The following is a 15,522-nucleotide window of genomic DNA, read 5'->3' as shown; positions in this document are numbered from 1 at the left end:
GTCATGCCTATTCTTAAGTTAAGTAGTGTCATGAGCCCCGATGCGCAAACCATCGAGCGTCTTATTTCGCGCCTCACCGAGGTGGTGGTCGAAGAAATGAAGGTGCCGTTGCAATCGGTCAATGTCATGTTCGAGCATGTCGAGGCCGAGCGCTGGGGGGTGGGTGGTGAAACCCTGAAGCAGATATTCGCGCGAAATTCGGAATCAAACAAATGACTACTGCAGAAAACCTGGCAAAAGAAGAAGCTTTTTTTCTCGAGCGTGGCTTTGGGCAGCCGCTAGGATTCGGCGATAAGCCGGCGCTGATTGTTGTTGACCTGACCAAGGGGTTTACTGACCCCGGCCGACCGCTCGGCTCCGACCTGTCTATCCCGATCGAGGCTACTAATCAGTTGCTGGATGTAGCTCACGAAAAAGGAGTACTGGTGTTGTTGGCCTATGTGCGTTACGACGACCCGAATATGCGCGATGCCGGGCTTTGGGCGATTAAGCAAAAAGGTTCGGCCAGCCTGATGGCTCAGGGCGACGGTCACGTGTACGACGAACGGTTGCGCATCAAAGACACCGATGGGCGTCTGCCCAAAAAATACGCGTCGTGCTTTTTTGGTACTGATATTGTTTCGCGTTTGGTTTCCTCCAACATAGACACCTTGATTATTACCGGTACCTCGACCAGCGGTTGCGTGCGCGCCACGGCAGTTGACGCCGTGCAATCTGGCTTTCGCCCTATGGTGGTGCGTGAAGCGGTTGGCGATCGATCGGTTGCGGCGCACGAGCAAAGTCTATTTGACCTGAACGCAAAGTATGGCGATGTCGTGTCGCTGCAAGACACGCTTAAGTATCTGCGCACTTTGCCCAACGCATAAACTAAGGAATCTATTCGTGAGTAAATTATGCTTATCTGTCGCCATGGGCGACTACGATCGCGTAAGGCCTTTGATGTCAGGCGCCGTGCAAATTGACGGGGTCGACCCCGTCTGTATGACGCTTTCCCCCGAGGAAACGTTCTTTCGTACCTTCCGCCATCAAGAGTTTGACATTGCGGAAATCTCGTTTTCAAGCTATCTAGTAAAACTTGCTCGTGGCGAAAGCGACTACGTTGGAGTGCCGGTATTCTTGTCTCGAACCTTCCGGCATACCTCTATTTACGTGCGCAAAGATCGCATTAAAAAGCCCGAAGACCTGAAAGGTTGCCGTATTGGCATTCCTGAGTATCAGCTTACCGCTTTGGTGTGGGCACGCGCGTTGTTGTGGGATCAGTACGGTGTGTGCCCCGAAGACGTTACCTGGGTATTGGGCGGCATTGAGAAGGCCGATCGCGAAGAAAAAATCACCCTTGATCTGGGCCCGAAAATTCGTCTTGAACAAGCCCCCAAAGGCGAAACTATTTCGTCATTGCTGGACAAAGGACTGATCGACGGCTACATTGCCCCGCGAGCCCCCGTTGGCGCAGCCTTAAGCAACCCCAACGTGGGTTGGCTGTTTGACGACCCGATCGCAGCGGCAAAGGCCTACTACGCTGAAACCAAGATCTTCCCCATTATGCATTTGGTGGGTATTCGTCGCTCGTTGGTTGAACAGCATGCCTGGTTGCCGGCTGCTGTGTTCAAGGCTTTCAACGCTTCGAAAGACGTAGCGCTTGCGGCGCTAACCGATATATCGGCACCAAAAATTACGCTGCCGTTTGTCGAAGAGCAAATACTGGCCGCCCGAAAACTGATGGGCGAAGACTTTTGGTCATATGGTGTCGAGCCTAACCGTCATGTGCTCGAGACCTTGACCCGCCATCATCATCGTCAGGGCTTGTCGCCGCGTCAGATTGAGGTCAGCGAGCTGTTCCATCCATCTACGTACGATAGTTTTAAGATCTAGTTAGCTTCTTGACCTGAGTAACACTGCCGTCAAACGGCCCCGCTACCCGCGCCCCTTTGACGGCTTCTGTCAAAGGGGCGTTCTACGTCAAGCCTTTCTACAGGCAGCGAGTTCGGTGAAAGTCTCGACGCCCCGAGACGCGCTAACATCATGGAATGAGCACCATACCTACCTATACCCCCGAACGCCCCAGCAAGACCGAGCAAATCCAGATCAGAAGCGGTGTGTCGTATCGACTGCGATACTGGCCGGCGCCAGAAGGCACCGAGCCGGGCGTTCCTCCGCTGCTCCTTGCCCACGGCTGGATGGACGTAGGGGCGTCTTTTCAGCGTTTCGTGGATAGTCTGGTCGCATCGCGTGAAGTCATTGCCCTTGACTGGCGGGGTTTCGGTGGCAGCAGCGCTTCGCGCCCCAGCGATAGCTACTGGTTCTACGATTATTACGCTGACCTCGATGCGGTCATCGACCATATTTCGCCGAACGCGCCGATTGACCTTTTGGGTCACAGCATGGGCGGCAATGTGGCGATGATCTATGCAGGAACATGCCCTCAGCGTATCCGGCGGCTGGTCAATGTCGAGGGCTTCGGCCTGGCGCGAACCTTGCCCGCCGACGCGCCGGCCCGGCTGGCTCGCTGGCTATCAGAGCTTAAGAAACCGGTTTCGATCCGAACGTTTGAAAGCGCTCAAGAGGTGGCCCGCCACCTGATGAAGCGCAGCCCCCACATGGAAGAACAGTTCGCGATGTGGCTTGCGGCGGAATGGGCCGAATGCAAAGGGGACGGTCAGGGGCTCAGGTGAATGAGCTTGTCTTGCGGAAAACTACGTTAAAATCCCTTGCCCCAAATGAAGGCACCGTCGGAGCTCCGCGCAGGTACCCACTCGTATTCACTTCGTGATCAGATGCTGTACAGATGGCGTAGGAGCCTGCATATCCGAATAGTGCTGATACCGATGTGAGACCTCGCCCAGATGGTTACGCATCGCTTCAAAAGCGGCTGATGGATCGGCTCGGCAAATCGCATCGACAATTTCGCGGTGGTGTGTGTTTGAGATCGCACGCACATCAGGGTCGACAGAGGGTCTACGAAATTGTCGCCACGCTGCAGTCTTCCGGATTCGATTAATAAGATCGAGCAATTCAGTAAGCAGACTGTTGCGCGTCGCTTCGGCAATGCTCATGTGCAAGACGTAATCCCAGTGCTCATAGTCATCAAGCCGATGCGCTTGTTCGCGCTTACGCAAGCATTCTCGCATCTGCTTTAAGTCCGACGGGCGAGCGGCAATAGCTGCTAGCTCGGCTGTGGCAGGCTCAAGGACATAGCGGACTTCCATCAGTTCGCGCGGGCTTAAACCGGAGACGCTGTCGATTGCCAGAGCTCCGCTTGATGCCAATGCTTGCAATTGAGGCGGCGCTGTTTCCGCGCCGCTATTCAAGAACGTGCCGCGCCCTACGTGCCGCACAACCGTCTTCTCATTTTCAAGAATCGTTAACGCCTTACGTAAAGTGCTGCGACCGGTTCCCAACTGCTCTGCCAAACGCCGTTCAGGTGGCAACTGGCGCCCTCCCTTAGCGTACATCTTCTGGATAAGCGCCCGTAAGGTCACCAAGCACTCAGCTACTGCAGGCTGATCGTTCAGAGGAGGGGCGAGAGGAACTAGGGGTTTGTACTTGTATGCCATAACCAATGAGAACCATTATTGCGATTGGTTGAACCAGTCAGTACATTGCCTCAGAACATACAAACCCGTCAACTCTTGTTATCGATTGTCATGATTATTGATTGCCATGGGCACATTAGCGCCCCTGCTGAATTATGGGCCTACAAAGCCTCCCTTCTTTCCCATCGCGGCTCGCACGGCCGAGGAAAAGTCGTTCTAAGCAACGACGAACTTTTAGAAGCTATGAACCAAGTGGAAATGGCTCCGGCCGGCCACTTGGATATGTTGGAGCGAGTAGGTATAGACGTTCAATTAATATCTCCGCGTCCTTTTCAGATGATGCATTCGCAGAAACCTGCGCGTCTGGTGCATTGGTTTTGCGAAGAAGTCAACACGGTTATCCATCGACAGATATCTCTTAAGCCGAATAAATTCTTCGCTGTTGCCGGCCTACCGCAAGCCGCAGGCGAACCCATAGACAACGTGTTGCCTGAGCTTGAACGTGTACACGCGTTGGGCTTCAAGGGTGTACTACTGAACCCGGATCCTTATGAGAACTCTGGAACCGAGGGCCCCGGGTTGGGCGATAGATACTGGTATCCCCTATACGAAAAGCTTTGTGAGCTAGATATGCCCGCTCATGTTCACGCTACCGGCTCTCACTCTGAGAGGTCACCATACAGCCTGCATTTCATCAACGAAGAGTCCATCGCTGTATACAACCTTGTTAATTCAGATGTGCTTAACGACTTCCCACAGTTAAAGATCGTCGTGTCGCACGGCGGTGGAGCAATTCCCTATCAATTAGGACGGTTCCAATCTGGCGGCATGAGGGCGGGCATCGACTTTCTGGAACGGATGCGCAAGCTGTATTACGACACAGTTCTTTATACGGCCGACGCCTTAGAACTATTGATAAAGACAGTAGGAGTAGATCGGTGCCTGTTCGGTTCGGAATGCCCCGGGGTTGGCTCAACAGTTAACCCGCAGACGGGCCGAACGTTCGACGACATCGGGCGGATCGTCCAAGGGTTTGATTGGTTGAATCCCGCGGAAAAGAAAATGATCTTTGAAGATAACGCCAAGAAGGTGTTCAACCTGGATATCGACTAACCACCGAAAAGCATCTGGAGATAAAAGAATGGCGCAAGTCGTACTTGGAATGGCGACATCCCATGGGCCAATGCTGTCGACGCCTGCCAGCGACTGGGGGCAGAGGATCCCCGCCGACATGGCAAATCAGGCACACAGCTATCGAGGCAACACCTACACTTTCGATGAGCTGATAGCGCTAAGAAAGGACGACGATATTGCGGGCCAAGTAACGCCCTCCGTTTGGGAGGCAAAGCACTCGCGTTGCCAGCTCGCGCTGCAGCAGTTGGCAGACACTTGGGAAAGCGCGCGCCCCGACGTTGCCATCATTTTTGGCAACGATCAGATGGAGCTGTTTAGCGACGAGAATATCCCCGCGTTTGCTGCGTATGTCGGCGAGACTATCTACAACAAAGAGTATGACGCCGGCAAAATGGCTAATCTGCCGATAGGAATACCAATTTCCGTTCCAGGCCATATCCCACCAGGTGGGGCTGAATATTCCGGTTGTCCTGATCTGGCATCACACATTGTCCAGTCTCTGGGCAAAGACGCTTTCGACGTATCGGTTCTAAGAGGCTTCCCGCAGCACCATGCCACAATACCCCACGCTTTCGGGTTTGTTTATCGGCAACTAATGCGTGATCGAGTCATACCGTCGGTTCCTCTGTTTATCAATACCTTCTATGCGCCTAATCAGCCAACGGCTTCTCGGTGTCGTCACTTCGGACAGGCAGTTTTGCACGCGGTGAAATCATGGCCTGAAGACCTGCGCATAGCTCTTATCGCGTCGGGTGGCCTTAGTCATTTCGTCATTGACGAGGCACTCGATAAGGTCGTATTAGATGCCCTAAAAAGTGGGCAAGTCGATGCGTTTGATGCCATTGATGAATCCTTTTATCAATCTGGCTCGTCGGAGATCAAGAACTGGATACCACTAGCCGCCGCAATGGCGGAATTGCAGTGGCCGGCGCGCATTGTCGACTACGTTCCCTGCTATAGATCTGATGCCGGCACAGGTAATGCCATGGGTTTTGTATGCTGGGTGCCGGAGGGAAGCGATGGCTGAGACCCGACTTCCCGTAATCGTCCTGACAGGTTTTCTAGGTAGCGGCAAAACAACTTTACTTAATAGGCTGTTGCGCAATCCAGCTTGGGAAAGGACAGCTGTTCTCGTCAACGAGTTCGGCGAAATCGGTCTGGATCAAGATTTTCTAGAAAACGTCGAAGATAAAACAGTACTTCTGGATAGCGGATGTATTTGTTGCAGCCTTGGGGATAGCTGGGTAGAGACGTTGGTGGGCATGTTGAATCGAGCTCGACGTGGAGCCATGCCATCATTCAAACGTGTAGTAATTGAAACAACAGGACTGGCTGATCCGAGCCCTCTGCTAGCGGCTTTGCAAAACGATGCACGGCTAAACACATCGTTTGCACCGGCAACGACTCTGGTAACGGTAGATTGCTTCTACGGCATGCAACAACTGGACGAGCACTTTGAGAGCGCACGGCAGCTGGCGCAGGCCGATTGCATAGTGATGACCAAGAAGAGCCTGGTTACGCCCGCCGATTTCGCTCTGTTGAAAAAAAGAATCCGGGTGCTCAATCCACATGCCCGGATTACTGAAGCCGACAACACTATCACGCCGCAAACATTAACTGTCGACGGCAGAACCGCTGACGAATGGATCCGGGCCAGCGAAGCCGCTTTCGCGGATCATTTAACCCACGACTATAACGAGGCAACTTCAAATGGCACAAAGACCGCCGTTGCCCACCCTCCCGATCGACGTGTCCGATCACACTCTTTCATAGTCGATGAGCCCCTCGATTGGGAACTGGTCAGTCACTGGCTCGGTACCCTCGCGTACTTTCACGGCAAGAAGATCTTGCGGATCAAAGGTGTGGTTTGGCTTCCAGAAGAGGGTCAGATGCTCGCAATTCATGGAGTTCAAGGACTCTTGCATGAGCCGACACAGTTAACAACTTGGAGAAGCGGCGATCGCCGCTCTAGGTTCGTTTTTATTACAAGCGATCTCGGTCGCGACGTTATAGAGAAGGCGCTAAGCCACGCCCGTCGCGACAAAGAAACGGAAGTAGTTCGTGATGGTTATGAGGTGCCTAGCAAAGGCATACAAGGAGTACAACATGCTTTCCAATGAAGATAACGAAATCCTATGCCGTGTTGGCCAGGGAACGCCAATGGGCGAACTGTTTCGCCGCTTCTGGTTGCCGGCACTATTGAGCTCGGAGTTGCCCGCACCAGACTGCGCCCCCCGAAGACTTCGGATACTTGGCGAGAACCTGGTTGCTTTCCGAGATAGTGAGGGAAAGGTCGGCATTATTTCTGCCTATTGTCCGCACAAGCTCGCACCATTGTATTTTGGTCGCAATGAAGAGAACGGCCTGCGCTGCGTGTACCACGGATGGAAGTTCGACACGATGGGCAAATGTATTGATATTCCGAACCTGCCCTCGAAGTCGAATGTGCAAGCCTTGAAAGACAAAGCTTCCATCACCGCGTATCCGGCACGTGAGGCAGGCGGCATGGTCTGGGTATATATGGGGCCGTCTGACTTGACTCCCGATATGCCGGGTTTTGAATGGTTGGATGTGGAGCCACAACAGAACCACGTGGCTCGCTGGTTACAACGCACCAACTGGGCCCAAGGCATGGAAGGTGAAATAGACAGCTCACACATCAGCTTCCTGCATCGAGAGTTCGGGCAAGCGGGCTGGTTGGATCCCGTAGTTAAGGTCACCGCGCCAATTCCACCAGGAACCACAGATGGGGCGCCGGTTATGACGATTAAGGAAACTCCTTATGGGCTGGTTTACGGCGCACGTCGAAATAACAATTCCGGCTTGTATCTATGGAGAGTCACGCAGTGGTTCGTTCCCATGTACAGCATGATTCCAAACGGCGAGTATCCACGATCCGGGCGGGCTTGGGTGCCCGTGGACGACTACAACGTCATGGTTTTCAACTATACATATCGAGCAGACCGGCCCTTCACCTCTGAAGAGTGGGACTACCTCGAAAGCGGGCCATCCTTTCCGCCGCCAAAAGAAGAAATGGCCGTAGAGCTTGACGATGGCTATGTAATCGACACGTGGGTGCCGCTGGCGCGTAAAGAGAATGACTATGGACTGGATCGCAATCGACAAAAACAAGTGAACTATTCGGGGATCGAGGTCGTGACAGATCAGGATCGAGCCTTGCAAGAGAACATGCCTAGCGCGTTCGGGCTCGGCCCGGGCCGGATTGTAGATCGGTCTCGCGAAATGCTGGTGCCCTCGGATATTCCGGTAATCACTGCCCGTCGCATCTTATTAAAGATGGCCAAGCAGCTACAGCAAGGGATCGAACCGGCAGCGCCTAACGATGGCAGCCTGTATCGAAACTTGTCGTTGTCTGCATTGGCACCAGAGTCCGCGTTCGATGATTTCCTGGCGGCGCAATCGCAGGCAGATTCGGAAGCTACTTAGTATGTCGACTAGCGACGCAGCCATGACTTCACTAGTGGAGGAACCCGCAGCCCCACATCATCCTATTAACTTGGGCATTGCGGGTTTGGGGTTGGCTGGTGCCTTGATGGTGCGAGCAGCGCAATTGGACGGCGGCGTTTCTCTTGTCGCAGCGGCCGATCCGCGCGCTGCGCCTCTAAAGGCGTTCATGCATGATTTCGATGCCAACGGCTATACCAATGTTCAAGATCTTTGCAAAGACGAAGCGGTAGACGTTGTTTATATTGGTACGCCTCATCAATTTCATGCTGAGCATGCCATAGCAGCAGCCGCTGCCGGGAAGCACATCATACTCGAGAAGCCGATGGCGTTAACTCTGGCGGAGTGTGATGCGATCTTGGAGGCGGTTCAACGGTATGGCGTGTGCTTGGTCGTTGGACATACTCACGCCTACGATCCCGGTATCCGAGCTATGCGTCGCGTTATAGCTGCAGGGCACATCGGGCGCGTACGCATGATTACAACGCTCAACTATACAGATTTCATGTATCGCCCACGTCGTCCCGAGGAGTTGGACACGGATGCGGGAGGCGGCATCGTTTTCAATCAAATACCGCATCAGATCGAAATTATTCGCACACTAGGCGGCGGAAAGCTGCGCTCCGTTCGCGCGTCGTGTGGAGTGCTGGATCCAACACGGCCAACAGAAACTATAGCGTCTGCATTTTGGGATTTTAAAGACGGGACGACAGCTACATCGGTGTATAGCGGGGCAGACTTTTTCAATAGCGATGAATTTCACGATTGGGTGGACGAGTCTGGTGCTCCACGCGACCCACAACATGCGTCATCGCGACGAAAACTAAAACACTACGCAGGCCTAAGTGAAAGTGAACAACGTGCGCAGCAGTTTTCTTATGGCGCACTGAAGTTGCCGCTACACGCGCCAATGTACCAGCCGCATTTCGGTATCACCATCCTGACTTGCGAACGGGGCGAAATGAGGTCTTCTCCTTCGGGCTTCACCTTATACGACGAGCACGGTGCCCATAACTTTGCCTTATCACCATCAACCGGGTACGAGGGGATTTTCAACGATCTACGGCTCGCTTTATCCACGGGGAACTCGCCTCGTCACGATGTGCACTGGGGCAAGGCGAGCGCTGAAGCCATGCTTGCGCTACTGCAGTCTGCCCGTGAACGCAAAGAGGTGGCGCTAACCCATCAAACTGCAATGCCACACGATTACTGATTGACGTCAGAACTTTTATAAGGAAGAGACAATGAAGCGAATTTTTAATTCCGCGTTAGTAATTTTCGCCACCGTTTTCGGCGGCCAAGCTCTGGCCTCTGAGCCGCCGCTGAAGATCGGCGTTATCGGTCCTTTCTCGGGCCCCAACTACGAAAGCGGAGGCGCAGCTTTCGATGAAGGAATCAAGGCGTTCCTACATATTCATGGCGATGAGGTTGCCGGACGCAAGGTGCAAATAATACGTCGAGACGTGCCAAGCCCCTCACCCGAAATAGCCAAGCGAGCCGCTACTGAACTAGTAATAAGAGACAAAGTAGACTTTCTTACGGGCGTTATCTTCACGCCCAACGCGGTGGCAATTGGCCAAGTAAGCGCGGGGACCGGAACACCGCTCGTAATCATGAATGCGGCCACGTCCGGAATAATGGAGCGAATCCCGAGTTCAGTTCGAGTCTCTTTTACGCTCGCTCAAGTAACCGGACCCCTGGGGGCGTGGGCCGCGCGCAACGGCAGCAAGCGAGCCTTCACAATTGTGGCTGACTACTCGCCCGGGATCGACGCCGAGAATGCTTTCAGCCGCACTTACGCAGAGGGGGGCGGCGAAGTCCTGGAAAAGCTGCGCGTACCGTTAACCGGGGTTGAATTTAGCCCCTATATACGCCGTATCCAAGATTCGCAGGCAGATGCCGTGTACCTCTTCCTGCCCAGCAGCGATACTGCAAGGTCTTTCCTTAAAACCTTCAAAGATGCAGGCCTGCACGAGAAAGTTCGGGTTCTGGCCGACGGAGGAGTTACGGCTCCCATGAACTTGCCTGCGCTCGGAGACGACGCCGTCGGCCTCATAAGCAGCCATCATTACACCGAGACCCATGCATCGCCCGAGAACGACAAGTTTGTGGAAGCCTACGCAGATGTGAATAACGGCCGCCTGCCAACGTATATCGCAGTAGGTGCCTATGACGCATTAAGCGCTATCTACAAGGTGGTCGAAGCGCAAAAAGGCAAGCTCGCGGTAGATACAACGATGGATCTTCTGCGCAATCTCCAAATGGAGAGCCCGCGCGGGCCCATCCAGATCGACCCGGAGACTCGAGATATTACGCAGAACGTTTATATCCGTCGCGTTGAAAAACGAGACGGGAAGCTAGTGAACGTAGAGTTCGAAACATTGGCGGCGCAAGCGCCTTAAGGATGCAGCATGAATGACTATGTAAAGCGACTACGCAGGCTGGATGCCTGCGCGGTATCAGACGCCTTAGACAAACTCGGTTTAGAAGGTGCCGTAAGCGGATTGGCCCAGTATTCAGGCAATGCCAGCATTGCCGGAAAGGTAATGACTTTCCGTATGGTAGCGCAGGCCGAAGCAGCGCCGCCAAGTGGCGCCCCGAGACACCTCGGGACGACTGCTATCGAGCTTGCCGAATCTGGGGATGTACTTGTTGCAGAGCAGCGAACCGGACTTGAGGCGGCTTGCTGGGGCGGGATACTGACTTTAGGTGCGAAGCTTAAAGGATTGGCCGGCGTAATCGCAGAAGGGCTGGTGCGCGATATCGATGAAGCCATTACCTATGAGTTTCCGATATTCGCACGTGGCGTAACGGCTCGCACAGCGCGAGGACGCATCGCAGAAGCAGAGACAGGCGGAACTATCCACGTGGGGCAGATCCGGGTGCGTGCCGGCGACTACGTGGTCGCTGATCGTAGCGGAGTGGTTTTCGTCTCAGCCGCGAAGGTTGCCGAGGTGCTCGAGGTGGCGGAGACGATCTTTTTGCGCGAAGCAGCTATGGCGAAGGCACTTTTAAACGGCGACCACATCATTGATGTGATGGGGGCTAGTTATGAACATATGCTGCATTCGAGTAGCGGAAAGAATGCGAAGGTGAAAGAATGAAAGACGCAAATGTAGTGCGGGCAAGCCAATTGGACACCGCTACGATCAGCGACGCCCTGGATAAGCACGGGCTGGTGGGCCAATGCTATCGCATTATGCCTAGGTCTAACACATTCCGCATGGCCGGGCGTGCTTGGACTTTGATGTATGGACCAGCCGGGTCGCCGCCCGGTACGGTAGGTGACTATATCGATGACATTGATGAAGACACGGTTATCGTTCTAGACAATAACGGGCGCACCGATGCTACGGTGTGGGGCGACATTCTGACGGAAGCCGCGAGCCGTAAAGGCGTCGCTGGAACTGTGATTAATGGCGTTAACCGTGATGTAGCCCTTTGTATTGAGCTGAATTATCCCATCTATAGCCTCGGAAACTGGATGCGTACGGGAAAGGATCGTGTGCAGGTTGAAGCTACGCAAGTACCCGTAAACATCGGCGATGTCCGTGTGTGTCCGGGCGACCTAGTCCGCGGCGATGCAGACGGCGTAGTCGTCGTGCCACGTGCCTTTGAAGAGCAAGTGTTAGCCAGTGCAGAAGCCATCCAAACCGCAGAAGACGAGATAAGGCACTCGGTACGTGGTGGCCTGTCTCTTCGAGACGCTCGAGCTATGCATGGGTATCACAATTTACAGACTCGGGGGCATGATGAGTGATCCATCTGCGCTTATCGGCAACACAATCAAGCACGACATAATGCGTGTTGAGCGCACTACCATTGAATCTGCGAACGCTATATCTTCCGCCACTTTGCATGAAGCGGCCGACCGCACAGGCGCGTTACCAGCGGCAATTCGAGCGGTAACGACCGGCTTGTCGATATGTGGTCCGGCTCTTACCGTGCATATGCCGGGCGGCGACAATTTGTGGTTGCACAAAGCGATCTATATCGCACAGCCTGGGGACGTTCTTGTTGTTTACACCAGCCGTGTATACGACCACGGATATTGGGGTGAGGTCATGTCAACCGCAGCTAGGATGAGAGGCATCGGCGGGCTCGTAATTGATGGATACGTAAGAGACGCAGACAAGCTTACCGGTATCGGACTGCCCGTTTTTTCGAGAGGCTTCTGCATTCAAGGAACAGGTAAAGATACCGACGGGTTGGGCTGGATAAACGCCCCCATACTAATGGGCCAGACGATTGTCCGCCCTGGGGATTTGGTTGTCGGTGACGCTGATGGGGTTGTCGCGATTCCTCGGGATCATGCGGCCGACGTGGTGTTAAGAGCGCAAGAGCGAGACAGGGATGAAGTTGACACTATCGCTCGACTGCATGAGGGCCACAGCACGCTAGAGCACTACCAGTTTTAGGGGATCAGTTCAAGTCGGGGGGCCGAAAAATACACCTTGAGTGCGGCGCATAAGACCGTACACAGCCCCGTTTACGCCACACTTATAATGTGTAGTAGTCGCGACTTGGTCTGATAGTGGCGGGCAGCATTCGACAGACTTTAATTCAATTCGAAAGCGCTATTCAGTTGGGGGAGGTAGGTCGACAGACTTTGCTTCAGTTTTTCTAAGGATCTGCCTCGAGAGCAAAAATCGACAGACTTTATTTTCACACTTCAATAGAAAACCCATCTGACTAAATTATGCCTAATTTGGATAATTGCTACTATCTAGCTCTCACATGCAGAGCAGAAACCAGTCCGTCATAAGGGCTAGTCGCCGTATCCCAAACATAAATGGCTATGAACAACACATCATCATTATCACTTTTTGTGTTGTGCAGCACTGCAGGTGACATTGGCAATCAGAATAAGCAGGCATCCTAAGGAAAATAGGGGCGCGCTCCAGACGCTATGTGGGGCAAAAGCCGGCAAGAGCAGGCCGGCCGCCAGGCACCATCCGATCAGTGCAATCGCCAGAGTTCCGTCATCAACGAACAAGCGCCCTAATTTTCGCGAAAATTCGATCAGTCCGTTCATGATGCATCATCCATAGATTGAAGTCGATTGCGAGCAAGCTTGACAGAAGCCAGCGCCGCAATAAGCAACGCGGCCGCCAGCGCCAGAATCGCCAGGTCTTCGCCTGGCCAAATCAGCCCGAGTCCTTCCCCAACCCAGAAAATGCCGAATGCCGAAATCAATACGCCAACCGAGAATTTGAGTGCGTTTTCTGGAATGCGAGCCAGTGGCTTTTGCAGCGCTACGCCCAGCGCAATAACGAGGACGCCTGCTAGAGCGGCGCCCACGCTGGCGGGCACAAGCATATTAGCGGTGGCGCCTACAGCAATAACGATGAACACGACTTCGATGCCTTCAAGCAATACCGCTTTGAAGGCGGTGGCCACGGCTAAAGGATCGAGCGAGGATGCCGCCTTTACACTGGTCGCGCGCAACTGGGCCGTTTCTGCATCGAAGGCGGCTTGTTCGTCATGCAGCTTGATGACCCCTGCGGCACGCAGTATGGCTTTACGCAGCCAGCGCATGCCAAACAGCAACAAAAGCACCCCGACAAATAATTGCAGTAGCTTGATAGGTATTTGTCCCAGAAGTGGGCCAAAAACAATAATCATGACAGCGAGCAGAACCACGCCACCGGCCACCCCTGTTAGTGCGGAACGCCAGCCCCTGACTGTACCTACGGCAAGCACGATGGTTAGTGCCTCGACAAATTCCACCAGCGAAGCCAGAAAAGCGGCTAGGACTGAAGGTCCGGCATGGGTCCAAAGCATCATGCTAATCCCCTACGAGCAAATAAAGACAATTGGCCGAGTATTCGTGTTTATTACAACGGCTGCGCCAATTCAGTGACTCAGACAACATGATGCTCATAACGCAGCATATTGCGTCGCCAAAACGATATATTAGAGATATGCATGCAGCGGTAATCAAAGTGATGGCAGTCCCCGATAGCACTTCGAATCGAAAAAATGCAGCCCCGCGATGCCGCAGGCTGTCATCACCCAAGCGATGATATATCCAGAATCGACTTCACCAAGCACCACGGCGCCTTTCATGCCGATGGCGCCAAGTGCTCCTTCCTAGCGGCGCTCCACACTGCTTTGGCCGCGTCCACATTCATCGCCGCAATGGCAAGACCAACAATCAGATCCGGCCACCCCGAAGACCATTGAAGCGTGATCACGCCCGCTAAGATAATGCCGATGTTGGCCAGTACATCGTTGCGCGCCGAAAGGAATGCGGCTCGAGTAAGCGTGCCGCCGTGGTGTCGGAATCGTGCCAACAAGAGCGCACACCCAAAATTCACAACCATTGCGCCCAAACCGGTCAATGACAGCAGCCACGGCTCAGGAGGAGTGGGAACATTAAACTTCTGCCATGCGGTCCACAATAGCGCCAGGACTGGGGCCAGAAGGATGGCGGCCAACAACATGCCAACGCGGGCACGGCTGCGAGGCGACCAGCCAATCGCTAGTGCAATTAATAAATTGACCGACGCGTCTTCCAGGAAATCGATGCTGTCGGCGAACAGCGAGACGGAGCCGATACGCCGTGCCATCGCAAACTCAACGAAAAAGTACGCGAGATTTGCCAAAGCGATGATGATCACCACACGGCGTAAGCCCATATCTGAATACATTGATATTGAAGGTTGCGCGGTACTCGTTTGTTGAGGCTCTGATGATTTCATGAGGGCAGTTGTCTTAGCGGTTCTCGGATTGCGCATCGAAAACTTGATGCGCATAGACATCCAACAGCGTTTCGCAGTCACCCAACCGCTTCTGCGCCTCAGAGGCGAGCGTTGCACCATAAAAATCTAGCTTGCGGATTTTTTCTAGCCAATGCTGCAGTTTTTTAAGATCCGCATCGTTTTCTTCCACCTCGGCGTAAGTAAAATGATTTGCCGCGACCTCCTTGGCAATTTCGTCTTCGAAATCCTTGCATTTGTCCAGAAACTCCTCGTACTGCTCATCCCGGTCGGCTTTGAAGCGCGCGACGACTTTTTCTTCTTGGGAAGGATCTAAGGCGACGGTTTCGAGAATCACGGAATCGCCTTTCATTTCACAGATCTCGTTTTCCAATATCTTGAGTTGGCGAACATGATCATCGTTCTTGGGAAGCAGACATACGCCGTTTTGCAGGTAAATACCGCCCATCCCTTTCAGCTTGCGCCATAATGCCACACGCCTTTTTGGTGGATCAGGGGGGACCTTGTAGGTTAGTAATAGCCAGCTCGTAGTATCCATGGTACGAATATAAAGTAACGATAGTTACTTCTCAAGTGTTTTCATATTTTAGCAACTCTCGCCGTCATGATAATCAGCTTGGATGTACGAAGCATATTTCCGCAGCGTCTGCATGCGGGGAACGGCCATT

General features: G+C 53.6%; 18 protein-coding genes. 13 read left to right on the top strand and 5 right to left on the bottom strand.

The window, feature by feature from the left end; all coding sequences use genetic code 11:
• Positions 1–3: 3 nt before the first annotated feature.
• The 4 genes from DFR37_RS20485 (at position 4) to DFR37_RS20470 (ending at position 2,672) form a co-directional block, all read left to right on the top strand.
• Positions 4–216 carry a tautomerase family protein gene (locus tag DFR37_RS20485; RefSeq protein ID WP_113935030.1) on the top strand — a complete coding sequence of 71 codons (213 nt, stop codon included), beginning with the start codon at positions 4–6 and terminating at the stop codon, positions 214–216.
• Positions 213–866 carry an isochorismatase family protein gene (locus DFR37_RS20480; protein ID WP_113935029.1) on the top strand — a complete coding sequence of 218 codons (654 nt, stop codon included), beginning with the start codon at positions 213–215 and terminating at the stop codon, positions 864–866. The genes DFR37_RS20485 and DFR37_RS20480 overlap by 4 nt, the downstream gene beginning before the upstream one ends.
• Before the next feature lie 16 nt (positions 867–882).
• The gene (locus DFR37_RS20475) at positions 883–1,872 is read left to right on the top strand and encodes an ABC transporter substrate-binding protein (RefSeq protein ID WP_113935028.1); all 990 of its coding nucleotides are present in this window, start codon (positions 883–885) and stop codon (positions 1,870–1,872) included.
• A gap of 155 nt (positions 1,873–2,027) precedes the next feature.
• Positions 2,028–2,672, top strand: coding sequence for an alpha/beta fold hydrolase (locus tag DFR37_RS20470; protein WP_242341931.1), 645 nt, complete (start codon positions 2,028–2,030; stop codon positions 2,670–2,672).
• 87 nt (positions 2,673–2,759) lie between these two features.
• On the opposite strand, the gene DFR37_RS20465 is transcribed toward DFR37_RS20470, so the two are convergent.
• On the bottom strand, positions 2,760–3,554 hold the full coding sequence (locus tag DFR37_RS20465; protein ID WP_113935027.1) for a FadR/GntR family transcriptional regulator: 795 nt from the start codon (positions 3,552–3,554) through the stop codon (positions 2,760–2,762).
• A gap of 18 nt (positions 3,555–3,572) precedes the next feature.
• Here DFR37_RS20465 and DFR37_RS20460 point away from each other — a divergent pair, with 18 nt between their 5' ends.
• From DFR37_RS20460 to DFR37_RS20420, 9 genes are read left to right on the top strand one after another with little or no spacing between them, the layout of a single operon-like run.
• Positions 3,573–4,646: an amidohydrolase family protein gene (locus tag DFR37_RS20460; RefSeq protein ID WP_242341930.1), complete on the top strand. Its 1,074-nt coding sequence runs from the start codon at positions 3,573–3,575 to the stop codon at positions 4,644–4,646.
• A 28-nt stretch (positions 4,647–4,674) separates the two neighbouring features.
• Positions 4,675–5,694, top strand: a complete 1,020-nt coding sequence (locus tag DFR37_RS20455) for a DODA-type extradiol aromatic ring-opening family dioxygenase (RefSeq protein WP_113935026.1) — start codon at positions 4,675–4,677, stop codon at positions 5,692–5,694.
• Positions 5,687–6,787 carry a CobW family GTP-binding protein gene (locus DFR37_RS20450; RefSeq protein ID WP_170139966.1) on the top strand — a complete coding sequence of 367 codons (1,101 nt, stop codon included), beginning with the start codon at positions 5,687–5,689 and terminating at the stop codon, positions 6,785–6,787. The genes DFR37_RS20455 and DFR37_RS20450 overlap by 8 nt, the downstream gene beginning before the upstream one ends.
• Positions 6,774–8,114 (top strand): Rieske 2Fe-2S domain-containing protein, encoded by a 1,341-nt coding sequence (locus DFR37_RS20445; RefSeq protein WP_170139965.1) that lies wholly within the window; start codon positions 6,774–6,776, stop codon positions 8,112–8,114. The genes DFR37_RS20450 and DFR37_RS20445 overlap by 14 nt, the downstream gene beginning before the upstream one ends.
• 22 nt (positions 8,115–8,136) lie before the next feature.
• The gene (locus DFR37_RS20440) at positions 8,137–9,345 is read left to right on the top strand and encodes a Gfo/Idh/MocA family protein (RefSeq protein WP_170139964.1); all 1,209 of its coding nucleotides are present in this window, start codon (positions 8,137–8,139) and stop codon (positions 9,343–9,345) included.
• Positions 9,346–9,376: 31 nt separating this feature from the next.
• On the top strand, positions 9,377–10,534 hold the full coding sequence (locus DFR37_RS20435) for an ABC transporter substrate-binding protein (protein ID WP_113935022.1): 1,158 nt from the start codon (positions 9,377–9,379) through the stop codon (positions 10,532–10,534).
• A gap of 9 nt (positions 10,535–10,543) precedes the next feature.
• Positions 10,544–11,236, top strand: coding sequence for an RraA family protein (locus DFR37_RS20430; RefSeq protein WP_113935021.1), 693 nt, complete (start codon positions 10,544–10,546; stop codon positions 11,234–11,236).
• Positions 11,233–11,892 (top strand): RraA family protein, encoded by a 660-nt coding sequence (locus tag DFR37_RS20425; protein ID WP_113935020.1) that lies wholly within the window; start codon positions 11,233–11,235, stop codon positions 11,890–11,892. Before DFR37_RS20430 ends, DFR37_RS20425 begins: the two co-directional genes overlap by 4 nt.
• Positions 11,852–12,550 (top strand): 4-carboxy-4-hydroxy-2-oxoadipate aldolase/oxaloacetate decarboxylase, encoded by a 699-nt coding sequence (locus DFR37_RS20420; protein WP_245954054.1) that lies wholly within the window; start codon positions 11,852–11,854, stop codon positions 12,548–12,550. The genes DFR37_RS20425 and DFR37_RS20420 overlap by 41 nt, the downstream gene beginning before the upstream one ends.
• A gap of 401 nt (positions 12,551–12,951) precedes the next feature.
• Here the strand turns inward: DFR37_RS20420 and DFR37_RS20415 are convergent, their stop codons facing one another.
• The 4 genes from DFR37_RS20415 to DFR37_RS20400 form a co-directional block, all read right to left on the bottom strand.
• Entirely contained in the window at positions 12,952–13,167 is a 216-nt protein-coding gene (locus DFR37_RS20415) for a hypothetical protein (RefSeq protein WP_113935019.1), read from the bottom strand.
• A complete protein-coding gene (locus DFR37_RS20410; protein ID WP_113935018.1) occupies positions 13,164–13,919 on the bottom strand; it encodes a COG4280 domain-containing protein in 756 nt (251 codons plus the stop codon). Before DFR37_RS20410 ends, DFR37_RS20415 begins: the two co-directional genes overlap by 4 nt.
• A gap of 278 nt (positions 13,920–14,197) precedes the next feature.
• The gene (locus tag DFR37_RS20405) at positions 14,198–14,890 is read right to left on the bottom strand and encodes a cation efflux transmembrane domain-containing protein (protein ID WP_245954053.1); all 693 of its coding nucleotides are present in this window, start codon (positions 14,888–14,890) and stop codon (positions 14,198–14,200) included.
• A complete protein-coding gene (locus DFR37_RS20400) occupies positions 14,850–15,392 on the bottom strand; it encodes a Chromate resistance protein ChrB (protein WP_113935016.1) in 543 nt (180 codons plus the stop codon). The genes DFR37_RS20405 and DFR37_RS20400 overlap by 41 nt, the downstream gene beginning before the upstream one ends.
• Positions 15,393–15,522 lie beyond the last annotated feature (130 nt).

The sequence above is a fragment of the Eoetvoesiella caeni genome (genome assembly GCF_003315175.1).
GTDB classification, from domain to species: domain Bacteria; phylum Pseudomonadota; class Gammaproteobacteria; order Burkholderiales; family Burkholderiaceae_B; genus Eoetvoesia; species Eoetvoesia caeni.
Note: the sequence above shows the minus strand (reverse complement) of the source record. Positions and strands in the feature narration are given on the sequence as shown.